Annotated in this window: 24 protein-coding genes and 1 pseudogene; 15 read left to right on the top strand and 10 right to left on the bottom strand. The window is 64.6% G+C overall.

Annotated elements, in window-relative coordinates; all coding sequences use genetic code 11:
• Nucleotides 1-17: 17 nt before the first annotated feature.
• The 3 genes from G566_RS0106095 to G566_RS0106085 all read right to left on the bottom strand — a co-directional run bounded on the left by G566_RS0106095 (nt 18) and on the right by G566_RS0106085 (nt 3,255).
• Entirely contained in the window at nt 18-1,388 is a 1,371-nt protein-coding gene (locus G566_RS0106095; RefSeq protein WP_029131327.1) for an MATE family efflux transporter, read from the bottom strand.
• A gap of 106 nt (nt 1,389-1,494) precedes the next feature.
• Entirely contained in the window at nt 1,495-2,376 is an 882-nt protein-coding gene (locus G566_RS13680) for a lysophospholipid acyltransferase family protein (RefSeq protein WP_051135959.1), read from the bottom strand.
• 33 nt (nt 2,377-2,409) lie between these two features.
• Nucleotides 2,410-3,255, bottom strand: coding sequence for a PEPxxWA-CTERM sorting domain-containing protein (locus tag G566_RS0106085; protein WP_029131326.1), 846 nt, complete (start codon nt 3,253-3,255; stop codon nt 2,410-2,412).
• Nucleotides 3,256-3,439: 184 nt separating this feature from the next.
• On the opposite strand from G566_RS0106085, the gene murI reads away from it, so the two are divergent.
• From murI to G566_RS0106070, 3 genes are read left to right on the top strand one after another with little or no spacing between them, the layout of a single operon-like run.
• Nucleotides 3,440-4,228 (top strand): glutamate racemase, encoded by a 789-nt coding sequence (gene murI, locus G566_RS0106080; protein WP_022679791.1) that lies wholly within the window; start codon nt 3,440-3,442, stop codon nt 4,226-4,228.
• A gap of 7 nt (nt 4,229-4,235) precedes the next feature.
• Nucleotides 4,236-4,688 carry a PaaI family thioesterase gene (locus G566_RS0106075; protein ID WP_051135958.1) on the top strand — a complete coding sequence of 151 codons (453 nt, stop codon included), beginning with the start codon at nt 4,236-4,238 and terminating at the stop codon, nt 4,686-4,688.
• Nucleotides 4,685-5,728, top strand: coding sequence for an enoyl-CoA hydratase/isomerase family protein (locus G566_RS0106070; protein ID WP_022679789.1), 1,044 nt, complete (start codon nt 4,685-4,687; stop codon nt 5,726-5,728). The genes G566_RS0106075 and G566_RS0106070 overlap by 4 nt, the downstream gene beginning before the upstream one ends.
• Before the next feature lie 51 nt (nt 5,729-5,779).
• Here the strand turns inward: G566_RS0106070 and G566_RS0106065 are convergent, their stop codons facing one another.
• Entirely contained in the window at nt 5,780-6,637 is an 858-nt protein-coding gene (locus tag G566_RS0106065) for an OmpA family protein (RefSeq protein WP_029131323.1), read from the bottom strand.
• A gap of 292 nt (nt 6,638-6,929) precedes the next feature.
• Entirely contained in the window at nt 6,930-7,304 is a 375-nt protein-coding gene (locus G566_RS0106060) for a nuclear transport factor 2 family protein (RefSeq protein ID WP_040605449.1), read from the bottom strand.
• A gap of 182 nt (nt 7,305-7,486) precedes the next feature.
• Here G566_RS0106060 and G566_RS0106055 point away from each other — a divergent pair, with 182 nt between their 5' ends.
• Genes G566_RS0106055 through G566_RS0106030 form a run of 6 tightly spaced genes read left to right on the top strand, consistent with a single transcriptional unit; the run spans nt 7,487 to nt 11,626 of the window.
• On the top strand, nt 7,487-8,179 hold the full coding sequence (locus G566_RS0106055) for a VIT1/CCC1 transporter family protein (protein ID WP_022679785.1): 693 nt from the start codon (nt 7,487-7,489) through the stop codon (nt 8,177-8,179).
• 39 nt (nt 8,180-8,218) lie between these two features.
• Nucleotides 8,219-8,647, top strand: a complete 429-nt coding sequence (gene rpiB, locus G566_RS0106050) for a ribose 5-phosphate isomerase B (RefSeq protein ID WP_022679784.1) — start codon at nt 8,219-8,221, stop codon at nt 8,645-8,647.
• Between the two features lie 11 nt (nt 8,648-8,658).
• Nucleotides 8,659-9,963 (top strand): serine hydroxymethyltransferase, encoded by a 1,305-nt coding sequence (gene glyA, locus G566_RS0106045; protein ID WP_022679783.1) that lies wholly within the window; start codon nt 8,659-8,661, stop codon nt 9,961-9,963.
• Nucleotides 9,964-9,994: 31 nt separating this feature from the next.
• Nucleotides 9,995-10,381 carry a hypothetical protein gene (locus G566_RS0106040; protein WP_022679782.1) on the top strand — a complete coding sequence of 129 codons (387 nt, stop codon included), beginning with the start codon at nt 9,995-9,997 and terminating at the stop codon, nt 10,379-10,381.
• Nucleotides 10,381-10,860, top strand: coding sequence for a transcriptional regulator NrdR (gene nrdR / locus G566_RS0106035; protein WP_022679781.1), 480 nt, complete (start codon nt 10,381-10,383; stop codon nt 10,858-10,860). The genes G566_RS0106040 and nrdR overlap by 1 nt, the downstream gene beginning before the upstream one ends.
• Nucleotides 10,861-10,891: 31 nt before the next feature.
• Nucleotides 10,892-11,626 carry an RNA methyltransferase gene (locus G566_RS0106030; RefSeq protein WP_022679780.1) on the top strand — a complete coding sequence of 245 codons (735 nt, stop codon included), beginning with the start codon at nt 10,892-10,894 and terminating at the stop codon, nt 11,624-11,626.
• Nucleotides 11,627-11,686: 60 nt separating this feature from the next.
• On the opposite strand, the gene G566_RS0106025 is transcribed toward G566_RS0106030, so the two are convergent.
• A complete protein-coding gene (locus G566_RS0106025; RefSeq protein ID WP_022679779.1) occupies nt 11,687-12,391 on the bottom strand; it encodes a response regulator transcription factor in 705 nt (234 codons plus the stop codon).
• Between the two features lie 137 nt (nt 12,392-12,528).
• The gene (locus G566_RS15035; RefSeq protein ID WP_243442426.1) at nt 12,529-12,798 is read right to left on the bottom strand and encodes a DUF1153 domain-containing protein; all 270 of its coding nucleotides are present in this window, start codon (nt 12,796-12,798) and stop codon (nt 12,529-12,531) included.
• A gap of 151 nt (nt 12,799-12,949) precedes the next feature.
• On the opposite strand from G566_RS15035, the gene mnmA reads away from it, so the two are divergent.
• Nucleotides 12,950-14,095 carry a tRNA 2-thiouridine(34) synthase MnmA gene (gene mnmA / locus G566_RS0106020; RefSeq protein WP_051135983.1) on the top strand — a complete coding sequence of 382 codons (1,146 nt, stop codon included), beginning with the start codon at nt 12,950-12,952 and terminating at the stop codon, nt 14,093-14,095.
• Between the two features lie 166 nt (nt 14,096-14,261).
• The gene (locus G566_RS15585) at nt 14,262-15,341 is read left to right on the top strand and encodes a sigma 54-interacting transcriptional regulator (RefSeq protein WP_419185337.1); all 1,080 of its coding nucleotides are present in this window, start codon (nt 14,262-14,264) and stop codon (nt 15,339-15,341) included.
• Nucleotides 15,342-15,365: 24 nt separating this feature from the next.
• On the opposite strand, the pseudogene G566_RS15790 reads toward G566_RS15585, so the two are convergent.
• Nucleotides 15,366-16,148, bottom strand: a pseudogene (locus G566_RS15790) (sigma 54-interacting transcriptional regulator); the annotation flags it as partial.
• A 171-nt stretch (nt 16,149-16,319) separates the two neighbouring features.
• Here G566_RS15790 and G566_RS15030 point away from each other — a divergent pair.
• The gene (locus G566_RS15030) at nt 16,320-17,093 is read left to right on the top strand and encodes a hypothetical protein (RefSeq protein ID WP_022679775.1); all 774 of its coding nucleotides are present in this window, start codon (nt 16,320-16,322) and stop codon (nt 17,091-17,093) included.
• Here the strand turns inward: G566_RS15030 and G566_RS0106005 are convergent.
• Complete coding sequence (locus G566_RS0106005; RefSeq protein WP_022679774.1) at nt 17,059-18,054, bottom strand: alpha/beta fold hydrolase; 996 nt, start codon at nt 18,052-18,054, stop codon at nt 17,059-17,061. The two genes, G566_RS15030 and G566_RS0106005, sit on opposite strands and share 35 nt — an antisense overlap.
• Nucleotides 18,054-19,439, bottom strand: a complete 1,386-nt coding sequence (locus G566_RS0106000) for a cytochrome P450 (protein ID WP_022679773.1) — start codon at nt 19,437-19,439, stop codon at nt 18,054-18,056. Before G566_RS0106000 ends, G566_RS0106005 begins: the two co-directional genes overlap by 1 nt.
• A gap of 115 nt (nt 19,440-19,554) precedes the next feature.
• Here G566_RS0106000 and crtY point away from each other — a divergent pair, with 115 nt between their 5' ends.
• The 3 genes from crtY to G566_RS0105985 are packed head-to-tail and all read left to right on the top strand — an operon-like array spanning nt 19,555 to nt 23,199.
• Nucleotides 19,555-20,721 (top strand): lycopene beta-cyclase CrtY, encoded by a 1,167-nt coding sequence (gene crtY / locus G566_RS0105995; RefSeq protein ID WP_022679772.1) that lies wholly within the window; start codon nt 19,555-19,557, stop codon nt 20,719-20,721.
• Nucleotides 20,718-22,211, top strand: coding sequence for a phytoene desaturase (locus tag G566_RS0105990; RefSeq protein ID WP_022679771.1), 1,494 nt, complete (start codon nt 20,718-20,720; stop codon nt 22,209-22,211). The genes crtY and G566_RS0105990 overlap by 4 nt, the downstream gene beginning before the upstream one ends.
• A 55-nt stretch (nt 22,212-22,266) precedes the next feature.
• Nucleotides 22,267-23,199, top strand: coding sequence for a phytoene/squalene synthase family protein (locus G566_RS0105985; protein WP_022679770.1), 933 nt, complete (start codon nt 22,267-22,269; stop codon nt 23,197-23,199).
• Nucleotides 23,200-23,206: the final 7 nt, after the last annotated feature.

Below are 23,206 nucleotides of genomic sequence, written 5' to 3'. Positions count from 1 at the left end.
AGATGCGGGGCGGGCTGTCACCGGGTGGCGGCCTGCGGGTTGCCTTGGGTCCAGGCGCCCAGGCGGATGGCGCTGGCCGTAACCAGCGCATGGGCGACCATGCCGGCGGCGATGATCATGAAATACTGTGCCGGCTGGGCGCCGGAGTTGCCGGCCAGAACGGCACTGCCGCCCACGATGACCACCACGCGCACCAGTGCGGCAATCACCGGCCACAACACGCGGCCGGCGCCCTGCGAGGCAAAGAACAGGCAGGTTGCCACGCCGAAGAAGGCATAGAAGGGCGCGACGGTTTGCAGATAGGCACGGGCTGCAGCCCGCACCGCTTCATCGGCGGTGAACAGATTGGCCCACAGCCCCGGAAACAGCGACGCCACCAGCCCGATCGCGCCGGCCAGGATGGCGCTGAAGCCGGCGGCCGTCCAGGCCACCGTGTGGGCGCGGGCGATCTCCCGCGCGCCGAAATGCACGCCCACCATGGCGGTGGAAGCCGCGCCCAGGCCAAAGATCATCGGCACGACCAGGAACTCCAGCCGCGCGCCAATGCCATAGCCGGCCAGCACATCGGTGCCAAAGCGCGCCATGGCGGCCGTGATGACCAGCACCGAAGCCAAGGTGCAGAACGGATTGATCGCGGCCAATCCGCCGATTCGCAGGATGGCGATGATCGGTGCCCAGTGCAGTTTCACGCCGGTAAAGTGCAGGCGCAGTTCGCGGCAGCGAGTGGTGAGGAAGATCAGCATCAGAATGGTCGATATCGTGCTGCTGATGACGATTCCGGCCGGCGCCCCGGCGATGCCCAGCCGCGGGAACGGGCCCATCCCGAACACCAGCACTCCGGCAATGCAGACCTGCAACACTGATCCCATGACGCCGATCCGGGCCGCCACACCCATGTTGCCGGTGGCGCGCACGATGCCGGCCAGCGCGTTTGACAACCACAGGCTGACACAGCCCAGGAACAGCGTATCGGAATAGGCCAGCGCCTGTTCCAGCACGATGCCGGAGCCGCCCAGCGCGCCATAGATCGACCGGCCAAACAAAAGGAACACCGCAGCGCAGAGGCTGGCCAGCACCACCATCAGCAGCACGGCATGCACGGCCACTTCCTCGGCACCGGCACGATCGCCCGCGCCCAGCCGCCGCGACACCGCCCCGGTGATGGTGCCGCCGAACGCGCCGGCCGACAGCATCCCCATCAGCATCATCATCGGAAATCCCAGCGCCAGCCCGGCCAGCGGCGCGGTGCCAAGCTGGCCGACATAAAAGGCCTCGGTCATCATGGTGAGCGACGACATCACCATGGAAACGATGTTGGGCGCGGCGAGGCGCAGCAGGGTGGGGCCGATCGGGGCTGTCAGCAACGGCGATGGAGGTGCAGTCGCCAATTCAGATCCTTCCGGCACGATCTTTTCGAGCAGTGTCTTCCACGTCTAGCGTGGTGACAGGCCGCGCACCACGGTCAGGAATGTCAGTCTCTTGGCCGCGCCGCGATCACGCTACCGGCCGGCCGCCCAGCGTTTCCGACAATTTCGCCGCAATGGCGGCGCGGGCGCGGGCGGAAATCGCCTTGCGGTCGGGCGTGTCGGCGGGGCTGAAGGGTTCCAGGAAATGCACGCGGGCTTCCCAGGTGCCGGGGCGGGACAGCAGCCGCCACGCATTGGCAGCGCCGGTTTCCATGCCGACCCAGGCCAGGTCGCGGCCGGCTTCATCGCAATCGATAACTACGGGTTGCAGCGTGGCGCCCGGCGGGGGCGGGATCAGCATGGCAAACAGCGGCGCCTTGAACGGCAGCAGGCGGCGGCCATCGGAACAGGTGGCTTCGGGGAACATGGCGATGCGGCTGTGGCGGGTGAACTGCGTGCGCATGGCGGCGATCTGGGCCGGTACGCCCATGCGGTCGCTGCGGTTGACGAAGATGGTGTCGTTCAGGCGGCAGATGAAGGCGAGGCCGGGCCAGATCGCGATGCCGTCCTGCGCCACGAAAACGGTGCCGGTCTGACCGCCCAGGATGAGCGCGTCGGTCCAGCTGAGATGATTGGCGATGTAGAAGACATCGCGGGCCACCGGCTGGCCGATGCTGCGCACCCGGATGCCGCAGGCGCGTGCACTCCAGCCCAGAAAACGGCGGGCCCAGGGCGAGGGCAGGCCGAGGCGCCGGCAGGCCATGTGCAGCGGCACGCATAGCGCTGCGACCGCCAATAACCACAAACCGCGTGCCGCCACCCGCCGGCCACCGCCGGGATCCGCCGCCAGCGCGCGGGCAAGGCGCGCCAGCGCCCCACCAACGCCCGGCACAGGTGGTGCTACGAAACCACTGGCATCGGGCAGCGGCGGCGGCCAATCCGTATCAGTTATGGTGGTGGTTTCGGCCATGCACTGGGCATAGCCGCAGGCCGTGGCCGCAGGTCAAGCCCTCAGTGCACGGCGATGGCGGGCAGCGGCACCAGCGAAGCCGAAACCGGCCAGCATCTGCGCCCAGCTGGCCGGTTCCGGCACCGGATCGCCACTGCTGTCCATGAACTCAGCCAGCGACTGGCCAACGGTGATGCTGCCGGAAAGGCTGCGGCCGTCGAGCAGATAGTTGGTGAAGCTGATGCCGATGGCGTTGGTGATCAGCACCCGCGTGCTATCGAAGTTGCTGGCAAACTGCTGATTCAGCCTCACTTTCAGGCCATTTTGGTTAAAGGCGACGAAGTTGGGGGCTACCTGCGCGTTGCTGCCAAGGCTGAATGCCGAACTACCGTTGACGCTGAGCGCGAGGTTGGAGAAGAGTGACCCGCCGACAAACGAGGTTGTGCCGCCAAGCTTGTCGACCGTGGTGACCGATTGCACCTGGCCGGCAGTGAGCGAGAGGATCGATGTCGGCACGCCCAGCAGGCTGGTGACCAGCCCAACATCGAGATTGCTCACCGTGGCGCTGGCACTGCCGCTGCTGGTGTCAATCGGGGTGGTGCCGTTGGCGCTGGCCGCGGTGGCGATGGCACCGCTGTTCAGGCCAAGCGTGGCGGTGACGCCGGAGACCGTACCCAGACCGACGCTGGCGGCCAGCGAGGCAGCACTGTTGTTCAGCGCATAGCCGGGCGAGGTGCGGCCGCTGACGGGAGCAACCGGCCCGACCGAGGTGAGCGGCTGGCCAACCACGCGCACGCTGCTGAACAGGCCACGGGCGGTGGTGGAAATCTCCACCGTGGCCTGGGCGGTGCTGGCCAACCCGAACAGGGCGGCGGTTCCGATGATGATCTGCCTGAACATCGCGCTTTTTCCCTTTTGTTCCATTCGCCGGCAGCACCCGAAACCGGATACTGGTCACCGATGTTGAAGGCGGATGCTGGAAAATTTCAGGGCTGAAAAAGCCAATTCATGCTTTGTTGAGCACGATTTTGCGGCGCGTTTTGCCTTTTGCCGCCAGCCATGACATGAGCCGGGCAAAGCTTGCATGGAGGCGGCCATCACGCATGTTCTGATGCTGGATTCCGGCGTGGGCGGCTTGTCCGTGCTTGATGACGTACGCGCGGCGCTGCCGGCCATCGATATCAGCTATGTCGCGGATAATGCAGGCTTTCCCTACGGCACCAAGACCGAGATGGAGGTGGCCACACGGGTGTGTGCGTTGCTCGGCCGGCTCACTGAACGGTTGCAGCCGGACTTGATCGTGATTGCCTGCAACACCGCCTCCACCATCGCGCTGGCCCACGCCCGGGCGGTGCTGGACGTGCCGGTGGTTGGCACGGTGCCGGCGATCAAGCCGGCGGCGGAAATGTCGAAATCGCGGGTAATCGGCGTGCTCGGCACGATGGCGACGGTGCGCCAGCCCTATGTGGCGCGGCTTTCCGCCGATCATGCCGCCGATTGCACGGTGCTGCTGCACGGATCTGCGCGGCTGGTGGAGCTTGCCGAAGCGCATTTGCGGGGCGAACCGGTGACAGCAGCGGACGTTGCGCCGGAACTGGCGGGGCTGACCAGCCAGAAGGGCGGCGAGCGCATCGATCAGATCGTGCTGGCCTGTACCCACTTCCCGCTGCTGCTGCCGCAGTTGCAGGCGGCAGCGCCGGGGATGGGCTTTGTCGACGGCGGGCCCGGCATCGCCCGGCGGGTGGCCCATTTGCTTGGCGACCGCGGGCGCCAGGGTGAAGGGCGCGGTCCTGCGCTGTTCACTCGGCATGACGAACAGGTTGACGCGCTGGCACCGGCGCTGCACCGCTATGGCCTCAAGATTAGCAGGTGAGACCGTAATGGCCCTGAACGACGACGATCTGAAAGCGCGCATGAACCGCTTCGTGCCGCCCACTGCTGCGATCCTGGGGCAGGAGATTCTCGAGATCGACAGCGCCGCCGGTCGGGTGAAGATGAAGTTTCAGCCGATCGATGCCTGCCGCAACCCTATGGGCAATGTGCAGGGCGGCATCGTGGTTGCCATGTTGGATGATGCCGCCGCGTTTGCGGCCATCATCAAGAGCGGCAAGCGCATCGGCATCCCGACGATCGAGCTGAAAACCAGCTTCTTTGCGCCTGCCAAGGCCGGTGTGCCGCTCTATGCCGAAGGCCGCTGCCTGAAGCTGGGCAAACGCGTCGCCTTCATGGAAGCAGATCTGTTCGACGAGGAGGGCACTTTGCTCGCCCGCCTCACCACGTCGGCCATCCCGATCGAACTGGATGGCCCCAGCAAGCTGGTGGACCGCCAATGACCGAAACCGCACCCGAAGTCCTGGTTGAACGCCGTGGCCATGCGTTGTGGATCACGCTGAACCGGCCGCAGGCGCTCAATGCACTCAACCACCCGATGGCCGTGACCATCCATCGCGCCGTCATCGATGCGATGGGCGACCACGAGGTGCAACACATCGTGATCGACGGCGCCGGCGAGCGGGCGTTCTGCGCAGGCGGCGATGTTGCGCTTCTCGGCCGCGAGGGCCGGCAGAACCGGGCCTTGTGGGAGTCGTTCTTCCACGACGAATATCGCATGAACCAGGCCATCGCCCGTTGCGGCAAGCCGTGGGTGGCGCTGATCGACGGCATCACCATGGGCGGCGGCGTGGGCCTCTCGATCCACGGCCCCTACAGCATCGCTACCGAACGCACGCTGTTCGCCATGCCCGAAACCGGCATCGGCCTGATCCCCGATGTCGGCGGCACCCATGCGCTGGCGAAACTGCCCGGCGAGATTGGTACCTGGCTGGCGCTCACCGGCGCGCGGCTGAAGGCGGCGGATCTGCGCTATTGCGGGATCGCCACCCATTATGTGCTGTCACAGCATCTGCCGACCCTGTGCGACTTGCTCGCCACTAGCCACGAGCCGTTGGCCGAAGTGCTGGCCGCGTTCGACGAAGTCGCTGGAGAACCGTCGCTCGCCGCGTATCGCGATGCCATCGATTATCATTTTGGTCATGACCGGATGGAAGACATCATGGCCAGTCTGGATGCCGGCGATGATTGGGCACAGGAACAGGCCGCCACCATCCGCCGCATGTCCCCGATCAGCTGCAAGCTGAGCCTCACCGGCCTGCGCGCCGCGCGCGGAGTGGAGATCGAGGACGCGCTGATCAACGAATATCGCATGGTGTGCGAAATCCGGAACGGCCATGATTTCTTCGAAGGCATCCGCGCCCAACTGATCGACAAGGATCGCAATCCCAAGTGGCAGCCCGCCACGCTCGAGGCGATCAGCGACGACGATGTGGCGCGGCATTTCGAAGTGCCGGAGACGGGTGATCTGACGTTCGAATGAACAGGGACGAATAAGCGGGCAGCAGGCCAATCCTGCCGCCCGCCAGTTCGATCACAGTCCGTCGACAGCCTTGCTTACCAACACGTTGACGGCAACGCGGCGGCTCTGGGCCTTGCCTTCATCGGTGCTGTTGTCGGCCACCGGATCGGATTCGGCCATGCCGCTGGGCGTGAGGGTGCGGAATTGTTTCCAGCGGCACACCTGCTGCAGATGTGCCAACACCCGGCTGGCCCGTTTTTCGCTCAGTTCCTGGTTGTAATCCTCGTCGCCCACGGAATCAGTGTAGCCGACCACCAGCAGCAGCGCGTTGGGTGTCTTTTCGGCTGTGGCCGCAGCATTGCACAATTCGGCCTTGGCCTGATCTGACAGGATCCATTTGCCGGTGTCGAAATAGACGTTTGTGGTGGCCTTCACGTTGTAATTGTCGATATCGGCAACGCGGCCGCGCAGCGCGGCAGTGGCGGCGGACTGTTCTTCAAAGCCTTGCGCCGTGCCCTGTCGGATCATGGCGGCGGTCTTGAAATCATTGCCGCGGAAGGTAACGATACTGGCCACCAGCGCGTCGCCGGCCTGCAGTGTCTTCACCGTCACTGGCAGGCCGTTCATCAGCGAGGCGGCGCCGAACTTGCCTTTGCCGCCGAACAGGCCGGTCCTGCCCTTCACCTGGGTGGCGTCGTCGATGCTGATGATGGTCTTGGTGCCATCTTCGGCGGTCACCGCCATGCGATCACCGCTGCGCGCCGAAATGATGCCCTTGATTTCGGGGCCAGGCTGCGGACGTTCGCCAGTCACGGTCTGAGTGTTGGGGGCGTCGGGCACGGTGGGTGCATTCTGGGCGGCGACTGGTGCGGCTACGGCCATAGCGAGCATGATCGCTGTCGTACTGGCTGTTCTGGTCATGATGTTCATCGGCTTAATCCCTTGCAGTTCGGTTGCGGCGCGGCTGCCGGTGCCCCTGATGGCATGCCAAACCCTGTAATCGGGCAACCTCGTCGCCCTTGGCCATTGCTGCCGTTGTGCACTTCCGTCCTGTCGCCATTGCTGCCGAATGAACATGGTTGGCACAGCAGGCCAAAGCGCGGTTGAACGGTGCGCAGGGCGCGACAAGCCGTGCCGCCACGGCGGGGGTGTTGTGACGTTCAGGCGTAGTGGGGAAAACGCCCGTGGGGGCGATTCCCGCCTGCCCCGGTCAGCCCCCGGTCTAAAAACAGGCCTTCCACTGCACCGTATCGACAAACCAGCGTTCTTCGCTGATCTTGTCACCCACAAAGCGGAACAGCACGGCAAGCTGGCTGCCGCCGGCACATTTGGTGCTGGCCCAGTTCAGGATGGAGACGACCTCATCGCCATCCGAAATCTGCCGCAGGCCGGTGATCTCGAAACCCGGCGGCAGGGCAGCGCCCAGGTTTTCCAGCGCGCCGCGAAATGCCGCCGTGCCGTGCAGCATGTCAGTCTGGCCGGGCATCACGAACAGCATGTCGGGCAGATAGTCCGCGATCAGCGTGTCCCAATCGCCGCGGCCCACCGCCTCCCATCCGCGTTGCACGATATTGGCGTGGCTGGTGGTGCTGGCCATGGCTGGTTCGATCCATATCTGTGGGGCCCGCGTCATGCGCGCCGTTGGCAGAATATGCCTCAATCTCACCCGCAGTCGCCATTGGGCAAATGGCCCGGTCAGGCCTGTCAACCCGGCAGCACCCCCGATTGCGTAGCTGGACGCGGTGACCGATAAACACAGGCCACAACGCCGGAGGATCCATGCGCAGCCACCGCGAGACCCATCTTGTTGCCCGTGCCGGCTGGCTGCGGGCAGCCGTGCTGGGGGCGAACGACGGGATTGTCTCCACTGCCAGCCTGATCCTGGGCGTCGCCGCCTCGGGGGCGGAGCGACCGGCGCTGTTAGTGGCGGGCATCGCCGGGCTGGTGGCTGGCGCCATGTCGATGGCGGCGGGGGAATATGTCTCGGTCAGCAGCCAGGCCGATACCGAAGGTGCGGATCTGGCGCGTGAACGGGCGGAATTGGCCGCCAGTCCCGAACATGAACATGAAGAGCTTGCGGCCATTTACGTGACACGCGGCGTCGATGCCGAAACCGCCCACAAGGTGGCCAGCCAGATGATGGCGCATGATGCGTTGGCGGCGCACGCTCGCGACGAACTGAACATCACCGATATCACCACGGCCCGCCCCGTGGTTGCCGCGCTTGCATCGGCAGGCACCTTCACCGTGGGGGCGGCGCTGCCGCTGCTGCTCGCCGTGCTGCTGCCGATGAACATGATGGCGCTGGGGCAGGGTAGCGGCTCGATCCTGTTCCTTGGGCTGCTGGGTTATGTCGGCGCCAAGGCCGGTGGCGCGCCGCCGCTGCGGCCGGTGGTGCGCGTGGTGTTCTGGGGCGCGCTGGCGATGGCGCTGACGGCAGGAATTGGCAGGCTGGTTGGCACGGCGGTGTGATGCGGCTAGAGAGCGGGCACTCTTCCGGAGTCGCCCCCGATGCCCACGATTGCCCTTGCTTCCGACCATGCCGGATACGCCTTGAAGGTGATGCTGGCCGAAGAATTGCGCAACCAGGGCCACGATGTGCTCGATCTGGGGCCCGGTAGCGAGGCCAGTGTCGATTATCCCGATTTCGGCCATGCGCTGGGGGAGGCGGTGGCGCAGGGCCGCGCCGCAAAGGGCATTGCCGTTTGTGGCAGCGGCATCGGCATTTCCATCGCCGTTAACCGCATTGCCGGCGCCCGTTGTGCGCTGGTGACCAGCGGCTTGATGGCGCGGTTGGCCCGTCAGCATAATGATGCCAATTGCATCGCGCTGGGCAGCCGGATAATCGGCATCGAGACCGCCCGTGATTGTGTGGCCGAATTTCTGAACACGCCGTTCGAAGGTGGCCGCCATGCCGGGCGCGTCGCCAAATTGGGTTGAGGAGAAGCAGAATGAGCACCCGTCCCGTTACGGAAATCCGCCCCGATGGCTTCTTCGAAACGCCGGCTGCGGTGAGTGATCCTGCTGTGGCCGCTGCGATTGCCGCCGAGCTTGACCGCCAGCAGAACCAGATCGAACTGATCGCGTCGGAGAACATCGTTTCCCGCGCCGTGCTGGAAGCCCAAGGATCGGTGTTCACCAACAAATATGCCGAAGGTTATCCCGGCAAGCGTTACTATCAGGGCTGCCATCCCTCTGATATCGTGGAACAGCTGGCGATCGACCGCGCCAAGGAGCTTTTCGGCGCTGCCTACGCCAACGTGCAGCCGCATTCCGGCGCGCAGGCCAATGGCGCCGTGATGCTGGCGCTCACCAAGCCCGGCGACACCATCCTGGGCATGAGCTTGGATGCCGGCGGCCACCTTACCCACGGTGCAAAGGCGGCGATGAGCGGCAAATGGTTCAACGCCATTCAATATGGCGTGCGCCGTGAAGACCATCTGATCGATTATGACGAGGTCGAGCGCCTGGCCGTGGAGCACAAGCCGGTGCTGATCATTGCCGGTGGTTCCGCCTATCCGCGCATCATCGATTTCGCCCGTTTCCGTTCCATTGCCGACAAGGTAGGCGCCCGTCTGCTGGTGGACATGGCGCATTTTTCCGGCCTCGTGGCCGCGGGTATCCATCCGTCGCCGATCCCGCATGCCGACGTGGTGACGACCACCACCCACAAGACGCTGCGTGGGCCCCGGGGCGGCATGATCCTTTCCCGCGATGCCGAACTGGGCAAGAAGTTCAACAGCGCGGTGTTCCCCGGGCTGCAAGGCGGTCCACTGATGCACGTTATCGCCGCCAAGGCGGTCGCCTTTGGCGAAGCGCTGCAGCCGGGCTTCAAGGATTATTCGAAGGCCGTGATCTCCAACGCGCAGGCGCTGGCGGCGCGGCTTGTGGAGCGCGGCTGCGCCGTGGTGGCTGGCGGCACCGATACCCACCTGGCGCTGATCGACCTGACGCCCAAGGGTATTACCGGCAAGCAGGCCGATGAAGCGTTGGAGCGCGCCGGCATTACCTGCAACAAGAATGGCGTGCCCTTCGATCCGCTGCCGCCCACCCAGACCAGCGGCATCCGCGTCGGCTCGCCGGCCGGCACCACCCGCGGTTTCGGCATTGCCGAGTTCCAGGCCATTGGCGACATGATTGCCGACGTGCTGGACGGGCTGGCCGCCAATGGGCATGATGGCAATGTTGAAGTGGAAAAGGCGGTGAACCAGCGGGTGCGGGCGCTGTGCGCGCGTTTCCCGATTTATCCGGTCTGATCCGCTTCGCCATTTCGGGGGAGAAACGCGGATGCAGGGGGATGAAGCAGGCGGCCCAAAGCCGGAGCCTGACAAGCTGACCCAAGCCGCCGAGGATGCAGTGGCTTCGGCCAAGCGCGCGCTCGACAACGAGACCGGCAAGCAGATTGCCGATATTGCCGATGCCGGCTTCACCAAGGCGGGCCAGGTGGTGGACGATCTGCTCGACAATCCCACTGGCGCGAAATTCAAGCAGGGCGCTGACGATCTGTTTGCCAAGGCTGGCCCGGTGGGCGGCACCGATGTGGGCCGCAACGTGATGGCGGGCGCTGCGGTGGGCTTTTTCGTCGGGCTGATTTTCTCCTTCATCGGCCTGTTCTGGGGCACGCTGATCGGCGCCGCGCTCGGTTTCCTGCGCACCATCACCAAGAGGCCCTGATGCGCTGTCCCTTTTGCGGCAATGACGACACCCAGGTGAAGGACAGCCGTCCCACCGATGATGGCGCGTCGATCCGGCGGCGGCGGCAGTGCCCGGCCTGTGCTGGACGCTTTACCACCTTCGAACGCGTGCAACTGCGCGAACTCACCTTGGTCAAGAAGAGCGGCAAGCGCGAGCCGTTCGACCGTGACAAGCTGGCGCGATCGATCGAGATCGCCTGCCGCAAGCGCCCGGTGGAGCCCGAACGCATCGAGCGGCTGGTCAACGGCGTCGTGCGCCAGCTGGAATCGCTGGGCGAGGCCGAGATCGAAGCCGATACGGTGGGTGAACTGGTGATGGCAGCGCTGAAAGCGCTCGATCCGGTGGCCTATATCCGTTTTGCTTCTGTCTATCGCGATTTCCGTGAAGCCAAGGACTTCGAGACGTTCGTAGGCGGGCTGAGCGAGGCCGTGAACGGCGTGAAGGGCAAGCCCGACTGACAAGCGCAGACAAACCGGCTAGGGCGACCTCATGAGCCTGCCCCTCAATCCGCCCGCGATCATCCTCGTGCGCCCGCAACTGGGCATGAACATCGGCGCTGTGGCCCGCGCCATGCTGAATTTCGGCCTGACCGAATTGCGCTTGGTGCAACCACGTGACGGCTGGCCCAATCCGGACGCCGGCCCCTCTGCGGCTGGTGCGGACAAGGTGATCGAGAACGCGCGCGTGTTTGATAGCGTGGCCGAGGCGATTGCCGATTGCCATCTGACCATCGGCACCGCGCAAACCACGCGCGACATGGTTCGCCGCGTGACGTCGCCCGCCGGCTGTGTGGCGGAACTGCAGGCGCTGCCCGGCAAATCCGCGCTGTTGTTCGGGCCGGAGCGCACCGGACTGGTGCGCGAGGATCTGCTGAAGTGCCACGCCATCTGCACCATTCCCAGCAATCCCGATTTCGGCAGCCTCAACCTGGCGCAGGCCGTCGCCGTGCTGGGCTATGCTTGGGTGATGGGCCATGACGCGCCGCCACCCACCTGGCTGGTCAATAGCGACGGCCCGGCGGCCCAGCATGAACTAGCCGGGCTGATCGCGACGATCGACTCGCGGTTGGAAACCAATGGCTTTTTCAATCCCGCGCCCGGCAAAACCGAAACCGCACGGTGGATGCTGCGCAACGTGCTGACGCGCCCGGGATTTACCGGCGCGGAAGTGCAGTTCCTCCGCGGCGTCGTGCGCCATTTGGTGCAGGCACGCCGGCCATCCTGACAACCAAAAAGGCCGCTGGTTGCCCAGCGGCCTTCGTGGAAGAAGCGTGCCGTGACCTGATCAGGCCACGGCAGGATATTCACTGGGTTCCGGGTCGCGTAGCGCATAGCCGCGGCCCCAAACGGTTTCTATGCAGCCGGACGACGGCGCACCGGCCTGGTGCAACTTCTTGCGCAGCTTGCACACAAACACGTCGATGATCTTCAGTTCAGGCTCGTCGCGGCCACCATAAAGATGGGTCAGGAACATTTCCTTGGTCAGCGTCATTCCCTTGCGGAGCGACAGCATCTCGAGGATCGCATATTCCTTGCCGGTCAGTGCCACGCGCTTGCCGTCCACCGACACGCTTCGGGCCGCCAGATCAACTGCTACCGGACCGGTGACAATGAGCGACTGGCCATGACCCTGGCTGCGCCGCACGAGGGCGTGCAGGCGGGCCATGAGTTCCTGGCGGTCGAAGGGCTTGGTGACATAATCGTCGGCGCCCGCGCCGAAGCCGGTCACCTTGCTGGTGGTTTCGGCATCACCCGACAGGATCAGCACCGGCGTATTGATGCGCAGTTGGCGCAGTTGGCGCAGCACTTCATGACCGCTGATATCGGGCAGCGTGAGGTCCAGCATGACCACATCGAATTCATAGGTTCGAGCAAATTCGAGCGCGAGCTCCCCTGTGCCCGCAGTTTCGTGCTCGATGCTCGCTTCGTCGAGCATGCGCTCAACGCTGCGAGACATTGCACGGTCGTCTTCAATCAAAAGAACGCGCATGCATACGTCTCCGAGTTCGGATTGACCGCCGGGCGCAACAAGCCCGGCACACACCCCTGCGTATTCTTAACCTGATTTATGAGCATCCGTAAACACCTCTTTAGAAAATTCTCCAAATTATTCCAAAAGTTGACTCATTATTTACCATATGATTCATCCGATTTAAACAGTGGACGATAGATCTGCACCCGAGTCACCCGCAGGCCAGGTGTGCCCACCTTGTCCACGGCGCGCTGCCAAAGTTGAATCTCTTCAATGCTTAAGCGCCAACGCTTGCAAGCGTCTTCTAGGCTGACGTGGCCCTCCCGGATCGCCTTGAGCACGGCGGCCTTGCGGCTGGGCACCCAACGCACCGTATCATTGGGAGGCAACGAATCGTCAGCGGATCCGGGCGGGGGTGGAGACATGAAAGACACGGATTTGCCTCCTGTCGGCGCGCGGGGCCGATGAAACGGGATGAACCATTCATCATGACGGCGGCGCGCGGCCTGGCTTTACCGGGCGCGCCCCTTGACGACAACCGGCCGCATGCCCATTGCGCCGCCTGAACCCATGAACATGCCCGCCGCCTTTCCCCTCGATCTTGACGCGCTGCCCGCCAGCGCGCGCGACGTGCTGGCGCCTCTGGCTGGCCGGCGAGTGGCCGTCGCCATGTCGGGCGGGGTCGATTCGTCGGTGGTAGCGGCACTGGCAGCGGCTGCCGGCTGCGACACGGTGGGCATTACGCTGCAGCTCTATGATCAGGGTGCCGCTGCACGCCGGCCAGGCGCCTGCTGCGCCGGGGCCGATATCCGCGACGCGCGTACCGTGGCCGAGCGGCTGGGCATCGCCCATTATGTCATCGATATGGAAAGCCGCTTCCGCGAAGCGGTGATCGACAATTTCGTCGACTCCTATGCCAAGGGCCTGACCCCGGTGCCGTGCGTTGAATGCAACCGCACGGTGAAGTTCACCGATCTGATCGCGCTTGCCCGCGATCTGGGGGCCGAGGCGTTGCTGACCGGCCATTATGTGCAGCGCATCGATGGCCCGGATGGCGCCGAACTGCATCGCGGCGCTGATCCGGGAAAAGACCAGAGCTATTTCCTGTGGACCACCACGCAAAGCCAGCTCGATTATCTGCGTTTCCCGCTGGGCGGGCTGGCCAAGGCCGAAACCCGCGCGTTGGCTGAAGCCTTTGGCCTGGTCGTGGCGGCCAAGCCCGACAGCCAGGATATCTGCTTCGTGCCGGGCGGCGATTATGCGGCTGTGGTGGAGAAGATCCGGCCGGAACTGGCTCGGCCCGGCGAGATCGTCGATGTCGCTGGCCGGGTGCTTGGCGGCCACAATGGCATCCACCGTTTCACCGTTGGCCAGCGCCGCGGCCTTGAACTGGGTGGCCAGGCCGAGCCGCTGTATGTGATCGGCATCGATGCCGCGCAGAACCGTGTCATCGCCGGGCCGCGCCGAGCGCTGGCGGTGCGCGCGGTGCAACTGGATGGCGCCAATCTTCTCGGCCCGATTGATGGCCGGCTGATGGTGAAGGTGCGATCGATGGCACCGCTGGCGCAGGGCTGGATCGAAGGCGACATGCTGCGCTTTGCCGAACCGCAGTTTGGCGTTGCCCCCGGCCAGGCCGCGGTGGCCTATATCGGCGATCGGCTGGTGGCCGGTGGCACGATGGTGGCCACCGTGGCGGCCGAGCCGGGCCTGATTCCGGCCTGAAATCCGGCGTCAAGAAACTGACAGTGTCAGACGATTGACGCCCGCCGCGTCGGCGGTCTGACGCTTTGCCCGTCGGCTTTTTGACGGGCCATTATTTGTTAACCACGTCGCATGGTGGCGGTCGTTCAGGAAGGCGATTTGGCACGCGCCTTGCTGAGAGACGGGCATGAGCACACCTGTCCCTGTTCCGTCCCCGCTGCCCTGGATCCCCGGTCTTGCCGATTGGCAGCGCACCGATCTGGAACTGATCATAGGCGATCAACGGTTTCCCGTTGCCGGGCTTAAATCGCGCCGGCTTGTGCTTAACAAGGCCGCTGCAGGCTCCGCCCGGCTGGAGGGCAACACGCTGCATGTGGACGTCGAACCGGGTGATGCCGAATGGGCGCTGGCGCTGGCGGCAGCCTTTGATGCCCCCAACCGACCGGCAGCGGCCGATCCTGCATCATGCGATTTGCTGAAACTGGCGGCGCGGGTTGGGCTCAGCCCGACCAGTGTGCTGATCGAAGGTCCCACCGGCACTGGCAAGGAAGGGCTGGCCCGGCTTGTGCATCAATCCTCCCCTCGCCGCGAAGCCCCCCTCGTCGCGGTGAACTGCGCCGCGCTTGCCGAACAGATGGTGGAAGCCACGCTGTTCGGGCACGAGCGCGGCGCCTTTACCGGTGCCCATGCCGCTTCGCCCGGCCTGATCCGAAGCGCCGATGGTGGCACGCTGTTTCTCGATGAAGTCGCCGAATTGCCGCTCGCCGCGCAGGCCAAGCTGCTGCGCGTGCTGCAGGAACGCGAGGTTCTGGCCGTGGGCGCCACCCGCCCGGTGACGGTGGACGTGCGCCTGATTGCAGCTGGCAATCGCGATCTGGCCGCAGACGTGGCCGCCGGTCGTTTCCGCGCTGATCTTTACTGGCGGCTGGCGGTGTTCCCGTTGCGCACCGCGCCGCTGTCCGAACGGCCGGCTGATATTGTTGCCATTGCCGCCCACTGGCTGCTGGGCCGCGCCGGCGGCGATGGTCTGGTGCCGTGGCTCACCCCCTGTGCGCGCGCCCGGCTGGCCAGCCATGATTGGCCCGGCAATGTGCGTGAACTGGGCAATGTGCTGGATCGCGCGCTGGTGCTGTGCGACGGGCCGGATATAGGCCTGTTCCAGATCGGCGAGCAGCTGTTTCAGATCCACGCCGTCAGGCCCGAGCAGCGAGGGCGCCGCCGGGCGTGGTGGGGGCGCAATCTCGTTCGGCCGCGCCGGCGGCGGTAGCGGCGGCGAGGTGGCGCCGCGCAACAATTGGCCCAGCGCCTCGCGGCCGATGATTTCGCCGCCGTGGTGGATGCAGGCGCGTTCGACGAAATTCTTCAGTTCCCGCACATTGCCCGGCCACGGCAGGCCGGCCAGCGCCTCCAGCGCCGCGGGCGTGAAACGCGCCGGTCGGGCTGCGGCTGACAGGAAATGCTGCACCAGGCAGGGCACATCTTCCGGCCGCTCATTCAGCGGCGGCATGGCGATGTGGATGACATCAAGCCGGTAGAGCAGATCGGCGCGGAAGCGCCCGGCGGCGATGGCAGCGGTGAGATCCACAGACGTGGCCGCCACCACCCGCACATCGACGCTGATCGGCAACATGCCGCCCACCCGTTCGATCACCCGTGTTTCCAGCGTGCGCAGCAATTTGGCCTGCATGGCGGCTGGCATGTCGCCCACTTCGTCGAGGAACAGTGTGCCGCCATGCGCCGCCTCGAACCGGCCGGCGCGGGCCTTCACGGCGCCGGTGAAGGCACCCAGTTCATGGCCGAACAATTCGGATTCGAGCAGTTCAGCCGGCACGGCAGCGCAGTTCAGCGCCACGAACGGCCGGGCGGCGCGGCGGCTTTTCTGGTGCAGCAACCGGGCCACCACATCCTTACCGCTGCCCGATGGCCCGGTGATCAAGACCGAAGCATCGGCATCGGCAATCTTGTCGATTTCGCAGCGGATGGCAGCAATGGCCGGGCTGATGCCCACCAACGCTGCCAATTGGAGATCAGTACGCACCGCAACTGGTGAACTATGCCTGGATTTGCCCCGCATGCCGCATAATCCTTAACGCAAAATAAACCATTATGACGCAAGTTCCGGTTTGCCCCCGATCGCGCACTATTCGTGTTACAAGGTAAGTGCGCTGATTTAAGGTGTGAATGCTTCCAGTATGATGCAGCGAAAGTCATCCACAGCCTTTGAATTCTCCATTACGGAGCAAACATGATCAATTGCCGCATCATTTTCCTCGGCGACGAAGCCAGGCTTGCCGGCCTGCACAGGGTGCCTGGTTGGGAAATTTTACCTGCTGGTAACGATCCGCTGGCGGTGGTGGCCAACTTGGCGCTGTTGCCGGCCGATTCGGAGGTGCCGGAAGGCCTGATTGACCGGCTGGCGCTGCCGTTGCTGGTGGCGGTAGGCGAGGCGCCGGCCGCTCACTGGCTGGACCGCGCCGATGGCTTCGTGCTGGCCGGCGACGATGCCGATACGATTGCCACTGTGGCCAGCAGCGTTTTGAATGCCGGCACCGGCTGGCGCGTGGCCGAACAGGCAGGCACGGCCCAGCATATCTCGGCGCTGTCCGCCGAAGCCCAGCGCATTGCCGATGCGCTGGCTGAACTGGCCCGCAGCACCGAACAGGAGGGTGAAGCGCAGGTGGCAGCCCCGATGGTGCGCCGCCTTATCCGCCTGCGCCGCGATCGCGATCGCCATTTCCCCGCCGATCTGTTCGGCGATCCGGCCTGGGACATGCTGCTCGATCTGGTGGCGGCGCGCATGGAGGGGGTGGATGTCGCCGTCTCCAGCCTGTGCGTGGCCGTTGCCGTGCCCACCACCACGGCGCTGCGCTGGGTGCGCAGCCTGAGTGAAGCCGGCGTGTTCGTGCGCCGCACCGATCCGGGTGACGCCCGCCGCGCTTTCATCACCCTTTCCGATCAGGCGCACGAAGCGATGATCGGTTGGCTCAGGCGCTTTGCGACGGTATTTGCGTTGCGCTGAGCAGTTCCAGCACTGGCGCCAGGCTGCGATCGGGGGCTTCCTCCATCGGAATATGGCCGATGCCATCGAGGATGGTGACGCGGCTGCCCTTGATCTGGCTGTTGAACCATTGCGCGACCGAAACCGGGATCAGCTTGTCTTCCCGGCCCCACAGGATCAGCGTCGGCACGGTAAGGCCGGGCAGCTTGGTCGCCGCGCCATCATCGCCGCTGTACTGGCCGAACCGTTGCACCGTGGCGCGGCGGTTGCCGGGGTAGAGCAGCAGTTCCCAATAGCGATCGACCATGGCCGGGGTGGCGATGGCCTGGTTGGAAACGCTCTGCTGGAAGCTCTTTTCGATCAGGCTGCGCGGCGTGACGGTGGCGAGGATATCGCGCGCGACGGGCACGCGCGCCAGCCGGAAGCCGAGCGGCGGCGAGGAACCTTTCGGCATCGGCTGGCCGCTGGCATCGACGAGAATAAGGGCGGAGAGCCGATCAGGGTGCGCCACGGCATAGCGCCAGGCGACACCGCCACCCATCGAATTGCCACCGAGCGCGAAGCGGGTGAGGCCGAGCTTGTCGACGAGTTTCTCGACGATGCCCACGTAAGCTGCGCTGGTGTACAGCCCTTCCGGCGTTGGCCCGGAAAGCCCGTGCGCCGGCAGATCGAGGCTGATGATGCGATAGCCCTTGGCGGTGAGCCGCGCCACCCACGGCTCCCAGGTGTGCAGCGAGGCGTTGGAGCCGTGGACGAGCACGACCGGGAAGCCATCGCGCGGCCCTTCATCGCGAACATGGATGGTGGTGCCCGGCGACAGTTCCACGAACTGGCTGGCGGTGTTGGCATATTTGGCCTTCAGCGTGGCCACCGGAATATCGGGTGTGGCAAACACCGCCCACAATACCGCGATCAAGCCAGCGAACACGGCCAGCCCGTAGCCCAAACCGCGCCACCAATTGTGCTTCTTCCCACCCGACATCAGATTGCCTCGATGCGGACGGGCAGGCCATCCTTGGGCTTGGGGATCGGGAACATGCGGAAATCGCTTTCCACGTCACCCAGTGGCTTTTCCGCGACGATGCGATGGCCTTCCAGCAGGGCGAAGAAGAACATCTTCACCTGCATGTAGGCGAAATGCTGGCCCAGGCACATGTGGGCACCGCCGCCGAAGGGCACCCAGGCATATTTGTGCCGCCCGCGGCTGTTTTCGGCGGTGAAGCGGTTCGGATCGAAATGTTCCGGGTTCGGCCAATATTCTTCCAGGCGATGGCTGATCATCTGGTTGACGCCGATATGCGCGCCGGCCGGCACGACATGGTTCTGGAAGGTGAAGCTTTTCACGGCGCGGCGCGGCATGGACGGCACCGGCGGGATCAGCCGCAGCGCTTCCTTGAACACCATGTCGGTCAATTCCATCTCGCCCAGCGTCTGATAGGTCAGCTTGCCGTGGCGCTCGCGGATGCCCTTGATCTCTTCGCGCAGCTTGTCCTGCCATTCCGGATATTTGGCCAGGCACCAGACAATGCTGGTGATCGACGACGTGGTGGTATCGTGCGCGGCCATCATCAGGAAGTTCATGTGGTCGATGATGTCCTGCTCAGTGAGCAGATTGTCATTCTCGTCGCGGGCGCTGCAGACCTGGGTGAAGATGTCGTTGCCGTCCACCCCGCGCCGCTTGGGGATTTCGCCGGCGAAATACTGGCTCATGAAGGCACGGCCATCGACGCCGCGCTTCATCGCGGTGAAGGGCAGCGGCTTGCGGATCACGCCAACCGACGCCGCAACCATGTCGCAGAAGGCCTTGTTGATCTTTTCGGCTTCACCACCCCACGGCACGCCCAGGAAACTGGTGGCGGCGAGATCGAGGGTGAGGGACTTGATCGATGGGTAGAAGTTCAGCGATTTGCCCTTCGGCCATTTCGCCAGCCCGCGGGTGATGCCTTCATCCAGCTGGGTGAAATAATGCTGCATCGGCTCGGTCTTGAAGGCGACGCTCAGCGTCTTGCGATGGATGCGATGCTCTTCGAAATCCATCAACATGAGCCCGCGCGGGAACAGCAGTTCCAGCACCGGATTCCAGCCCAGTTCGCTCGAAAAAATCTTGTCCTTGTTGAACAGGATCATCTCGTTGGCTTCCGGGCCGATCATCGAAACGCCCCAGCCGCCGAAATCCTGGCGGCGCACGATGCGGCCATGCTGCTCGAACAGTTCGCGGCTGCGGCCGAGCGGGTTGGCGAGGAACTTCAGCGTGCGCAGGATCGGAAAGCGCGCCGGGACCATGCCGGGGATATGCTCAAGCTCCGCGTAGGTCGGTTCCGGCAGATCGGCCGGGATGAATTCGCTCTTGGCGACGGGGGCATTCATGGGCGCTTGCCTCTTGCTGGGTGCGGAGGTGAGATACGCATTTCCACCGCCCGGCGCAATCACAGCGGCAAACCGCCACTTCCCCCGGCGGCGTCGCCCGGCTAACACGCCAAGTGTGACACCGGATTTCGATCTTGTCCTTGCTGGCGGAGGCCTTGCCAACGGCCTTATCGCGCTGCGCCTTGCGCAACTGCGCCCGGAACTGCGCGTGGCCATCGTCGAAGCTGGGCCGGCAATTGGCGGCGATCACACCTGGTCCTCGTTCGGTCTCGATATCAATGAAGAACAGCGGCGCTGGACCCAGCCGCTGTTTGCGCATCGCTGGGATTGCTACTCGGTGCGCTTTCCGCGCCATGCCCGCACGCTGAATGTGGGTTATGGCAGCAGCAACAGCGATCGGCTCGCCGCTGAAGTGGCCAAGGCGCTGCCGCCGGAGTGCATCATCACCGGCGTGCCGGTGGTGGCGCTCAGCCCGACGAGCGTGACCCTCGCCGATCAGCGCGTGCTGACCTGCAGCGCCGTGATCGATGGCCGCGGCCAGAGCAAATCGACCGCGCTTGATCTGCGATGGCAGAAATTCCTCGGGCAAGAAGTGGAACTGGCCGAGCCGCACGGCCTTGATGGCCCGATCATCATGGATGCGACGGTGCCGCAGCACGATGGCTACCGCTTCATCTACACATTGCCGTTCGGCCCGAAGCATGTGCTGATCGAAGACACGTATTTTTCCGATGGCCGCGATCTGGCGCCCGATCTGCTGCGCCAGCACATCGCCGATTACGCGGTGTCGCAGGGCTGGCAGATTACCGCCGTTACCCGTGAAGAAGCCGGCATCCTGCCGCTGGCCATTGGCGGCGATATCGAAAAATTCCTCGATGAAGGCGTACCCGGCGTGGCGCGCGTGGGCCTGGGCGCCGGCCTGTTTCATCCGGTGACCGGCTATAGCTTCCCCGATGCCGTGCGCATGGCCGATATGGTCGCCGCGCTGCCGGCGTTCGATGCCGCGACCATCCACCGCGCCTGCCGCGACCACGCAGTGCGTGTGTGGAACAGCCGCGGCATGTATCGCGTCCTCAATCGCATGTTGTTCCTCGCCGCGCAGGACGAGGAACGGCGCACGATCCTGGAACGTTTTTATGAACATCCAGACGATCTAGTGGGCCGGCTCTATGCCGCCGACAATCGCTGGAATGATTGGCCGAAAGTGTTTTCCGGCCGGCCGCCCATCCCGCCGCTGCGGGCGCTGGGCACGCTGGTCAAGTATGAATTGGGGATAAAATGACGACTGCCGCAGTGATTGGTTCCGGTTTTGGTGGCTTGGCGCTGGCCATCCGCCTGCAATCGGCCGGCATCCAGACCACGTTGATCGAAGCCCGCGACAAGCCAGGTGGCCGTGCCTATGTGTTTGAAGATGATGGCTTCATCTTCGATGCCGGCCCCACCGTGATCACCGATCCGACCTGCCTGGAAGAATTGTTCGAGCTGTCTGGCCGCAAATTGTCGGACTATGTCGAACTGATGCCGGTGATGCCGTTTTACCGCCTGATGTGGGAAGACGGCACGGTTTTCGATTATTCCAACGACGAAAAGGAACTGCTGCGCCAGATCGGCGAACTCAACGTGAAAGACGTTGCCGGCTATCAGGAATTCTTGAAATTTTCGGATAACGTGTTTCGTGAAGGCTATGAAAAGCTGGGCCACGAAGCCTTTCTCGATTTCAAATCGATGCTCAAGGCCGCGCCGCAGCTGATGCGCTATGAAGCCTTCCGTTCGGTCTATTCGATGGTGTCGCGCCACATCGAGGACGAGCGGCTGCGCCAGGCGTTCAGTTTCCACACGCTGCTGGTGGGCGGCAATCCGTTCCGCACCTCCAGCGTCTATGCGCTGATCCACGCGCTGGAAAAGAAATGGGGCGTCTGGTTCCCGCGCGGCGGCACCGGCTCGCTGGTGCGCGGCATGGTGAAGCTGTTCGAGGATATCGGCGGCAGCGTGCGCATGGGCAGCAAGGTGGAAGCCATCATGGCTGACAGCGGGCGCGTTACGGGTGTGCGCTGCGCCGATGGCTGGTCCGGCCGTTTCGATGCGGTGTGTTCCAATGGCGACGTGGTCAACACCTACCAGGAGCTGCTGGGCGGCCACCCGCGCGGTGCCGAAATGGCGGCCAAGATGAAGCGCCGCAGCTTCTCCCCGTCGCTGTTCGTGCTGTATTTTGGCCTGAAGGGCGTGCGCACCGATGTGGCGCACCACACCATCCTGTTTGGGCATCGCTACAAGGAACTGCTCAGCGAAATCTACAAGGGCGGCGAGCTGCCGGAAGATTTTTCGCTGTATCTGCATCACCCGACGATGACCGATCCGGGCCTCGCCCCGGAAGGCCACGGCGCCTATTATGTGCTGTCGCCGGTGCCGCATCTGGGCAAGCTGGACATCGATTGGGAAAAGGAAGCCCCGCGGTACGCCGATTCGATTTTGGACGCGTTGGAACGCCGCGTTCTGCCCAATCTCAAGCGCGATCTGGTGACGATGCGCACCTGGACGCCGAAGGATTTCGAAACCGAACTGTTTGCCCACCAGGGCAGCGCCTTCAGCCTGGAACCGGTGCTGTGGCAGAGCGCCTATTTCCGCACCCACAACCGCGATGATGTGCTGTCCAACCTCTATTTCGTTGGTGCCGGCACGCACCCCGGCGCCGGCATCCCCGGCGTGGTGGGCAGCGCCAAGGCCACCGGCAAATTGATGGTGGAAGATCTGCTGGGCAAGAAGGCGGCCTGATCTCCGCCATCCAGCCCGCTTGCGCCGCGCGGCGCAGGCGGGCAGAAGCCCATCCGTGTCTGACGTTCTTGCCAATGCCCGCGACGCCATCGCCCGCGGTTCGAAAAGCTTCGCACTGGCCAGCCGCCTGTTCGATGGCCCAACGCGCGACCGCGCCATGCTGCTTTATGCCTGGTGCCGCCACACCGATGATGTGATCGATGGCCAGGTGCTGGGCGAGGGCCGCAACGACGATCGCCGCCCGCCGGCCGAGCGCCTGGCCGAAGTGCATTGGGAAACCGAACGCGCCCTGGCCGGCAATCCCACGCCCGGCACGACTTACGAAGCGCTGGCGCTGGTGGTGCAGCAGACGGGGATGCCGGCGCGTTATCCGCGCGATCTCATCCAGGGCTTCCGCATCGACATGGAAGCGCGGCCATTCCTTACCTTCGATGATACGCTCACCTATTGCTATCACGTGGCGGGCTGCGTGGGCGTGATGATGGCGATCGTGATGGGCGTGAAGCCCGACAAACGTGCGGTGCTGGAACGCGCCTGTGATCTGGGGATGAGCTTTCAGCTCAACAACATCGCCCGCGACGTGGTCGAAGACGCGATGAACGGCCGCCGCTACATCCCCGATGATTGGCTGGCCAGCGTGCGGCTGGAGCCGGACAGTTACGTGTTGGAACGCAACCGCCGGCAGCTGTCGCGGCTGGTCGCGCGGTTGGTGTTCAAGGCCGAGGACTTTGAGGAATCAGCCCGCTTCGGCACCTCGGCACTGGGCAACCGCGCCGCCTGGGCTGTGCTGGCCGCAGCCCGCATCTATGGCGGCATCGGCCGCAAGGTGCGCGGGCTGGAGGAGGAGGGGTTGGCCCAGCGGGTTTCGACGACGAAAGCCGAAAAGGCCCGTGCTGTGGCGTTGGCGCTGGGCGATGCGCTGGTGCGCAAGCAGCGCTGGCCGATGCCGGGGCCGCCCCGTGACGGCCTGTGGACGATGCCGGAGTGAGGGGACC

The organism is Sandarakinorhabdus limnophila DSM 17366 (assembly GCF_000420765.1).
Classification (GTDB): domain Bacteria; phylum Pseudomonadota; class Alphaproteobacteria; order Sphingomonadales; family Sphingomonadaceae; genus Sandarakinorhabdus; species Sandarakinorhabdus limnophila.
The sequence above is the reverse complement of the archived record's forward strand: the minus strand, read 5'-3'. Positions and strand labels throughout refer to the sequence as shown.

Coding starts and splice junctions, on each gene's coding strand:
- glyA (WP_022679783.1), top strand. CDS start 8,659: ATGAGCACCCGTCCCGTTACGGAAATCCGCCCCGATGGCTTCTTCGAA.
- murI (WP_022679791.1), top strand. CDS start 3,440: ATGGAGGCGGCCATCACGCATGTTCTGATGCTGGATTCCGGCGTGGGC.
- G566_RS0106065 (WP_029131323.1), bottom strand. CDS start 6,637: ATGAACATCATGACCAGAACAGCCAGTACGACAGCGATCATGCTCGCT.
- G566_RS0106085 (WP_029131326.1), bottom strand. CDS start 3,255: ATGTTCAGGCAGATCATCATCGGAACCGCCGCCCTGTTCGGGTTGGCC.
- G566_RS15030 (WP_022679775.1), top strand. CDS start 16,320: ATGATCAATTGCCGCATCATTTTCCTCGGCGACGAAGCCAGGCTTGCC.
- G566_RS0106060 (WP_040605449.1), bottom strand. CDS start 7,304: ATGGCCAGCACCACCAGCCACGCCAATATCGTGCAACGCGGATGGGAG.
- G566_RS15035 (WP_243442426.1), bottom strand. CDS start 12,798: ATGTCTCCACCCCCGCCCGGATCCGCTGACGATTCGTTGCCTCCCAAT.
- rpiB (WP_022679784.1), top strand. CDS start 8,219: ATGCCCACGATTGCCCTTGCTTCCGACCATGCCGGATACGCCTTGAAG.
- G566_RS0106055 (WP_022679785.1), top strand. CDS start 7,487: ATGCGCAGCCACCGCGAGACCCATCTTGTTGCCCGTGCCGGCTGGCTG.
- G566_RS0106000 (WP_022679773.1), bottom strand. CDS start 19,439: ATGAATGCCCCCGTCGCCAAGAGCGAATTCATCCCGGCCGATCTGCCG.
- G566_RS0106025 (WP_022679779.1), bottom strand. CDS start 12,391: ATGCGCGTTCTTTTGATTGAAGACGACCGTGCAATGTCTCGCAGCGTT.
- nrdR (WP_022679781.1), top strand. CDS start 10,381: ATGCGCTGTCCCTTTTGCGGCAATGACGACACCCAGGTGAAGGACAGC.
- G566_RS13680 (WP_051135959.1), bottom strand. CDS start 2,376: ATGGCCGAAACCACCACCATAACTGATACGGATTGGCCGCCGCCGCTG.
- G566_RS0106005 (WP_022679774.1), bottom strand. CDS start 18,054: ATGTCGGGTGGGAAGAAGCACAATTGGTGGCGCGGTTTGGGCTACGGG.
- G566_RS0106075 (WP_051135958.1), top strand. CDS start 4,236: ATGGCCCTGAACGACGACGATCTGAAAGCGCGCATGAACCGCTTCGTG.
- G566_RS0106030 (WP_022679780.1), top strand. CDS start 10,892: ATGAGCCTGCCCCTCAATCCGCCCGCGATCATCCTCGTGCGCCCGCAA.
- G566_RS0105990 (WP_022679771.1), top strand. CDS start 20,718: ATGACGACTGCCGCAGTGATTGGTTCCGGTTTTGGTGGCTTGGCGCTG.
- mnmA (WP_051135983.1), top strand. CDS start 12,950: ATGCCCGCCGCCTTTCCCCTCGATCTTGACGCGCTGCCCGCCAGCGCG.
- G566_RS0106040 (WP_022679782.1), top strand. CDS start 9,995: ATGCAGGGGGATGAAGCAGGCGGCCCAAAGCCGGAGCCTGACAAGCTG.
- G566_RS0106070 (WP_022679789.1), top strand. CDS start 4,685: ATGACCGAAACCGCACCCGAAGTCCTGGTTGAACGCCGTGGCCATGCG.
- G566_RS15585 (WP_419185337.1), top strand. CDS start 14,262: ATGAGCACACCTGTCCCTGTTCCGTCCCCGCTGCCCTGGATCCCCGGT.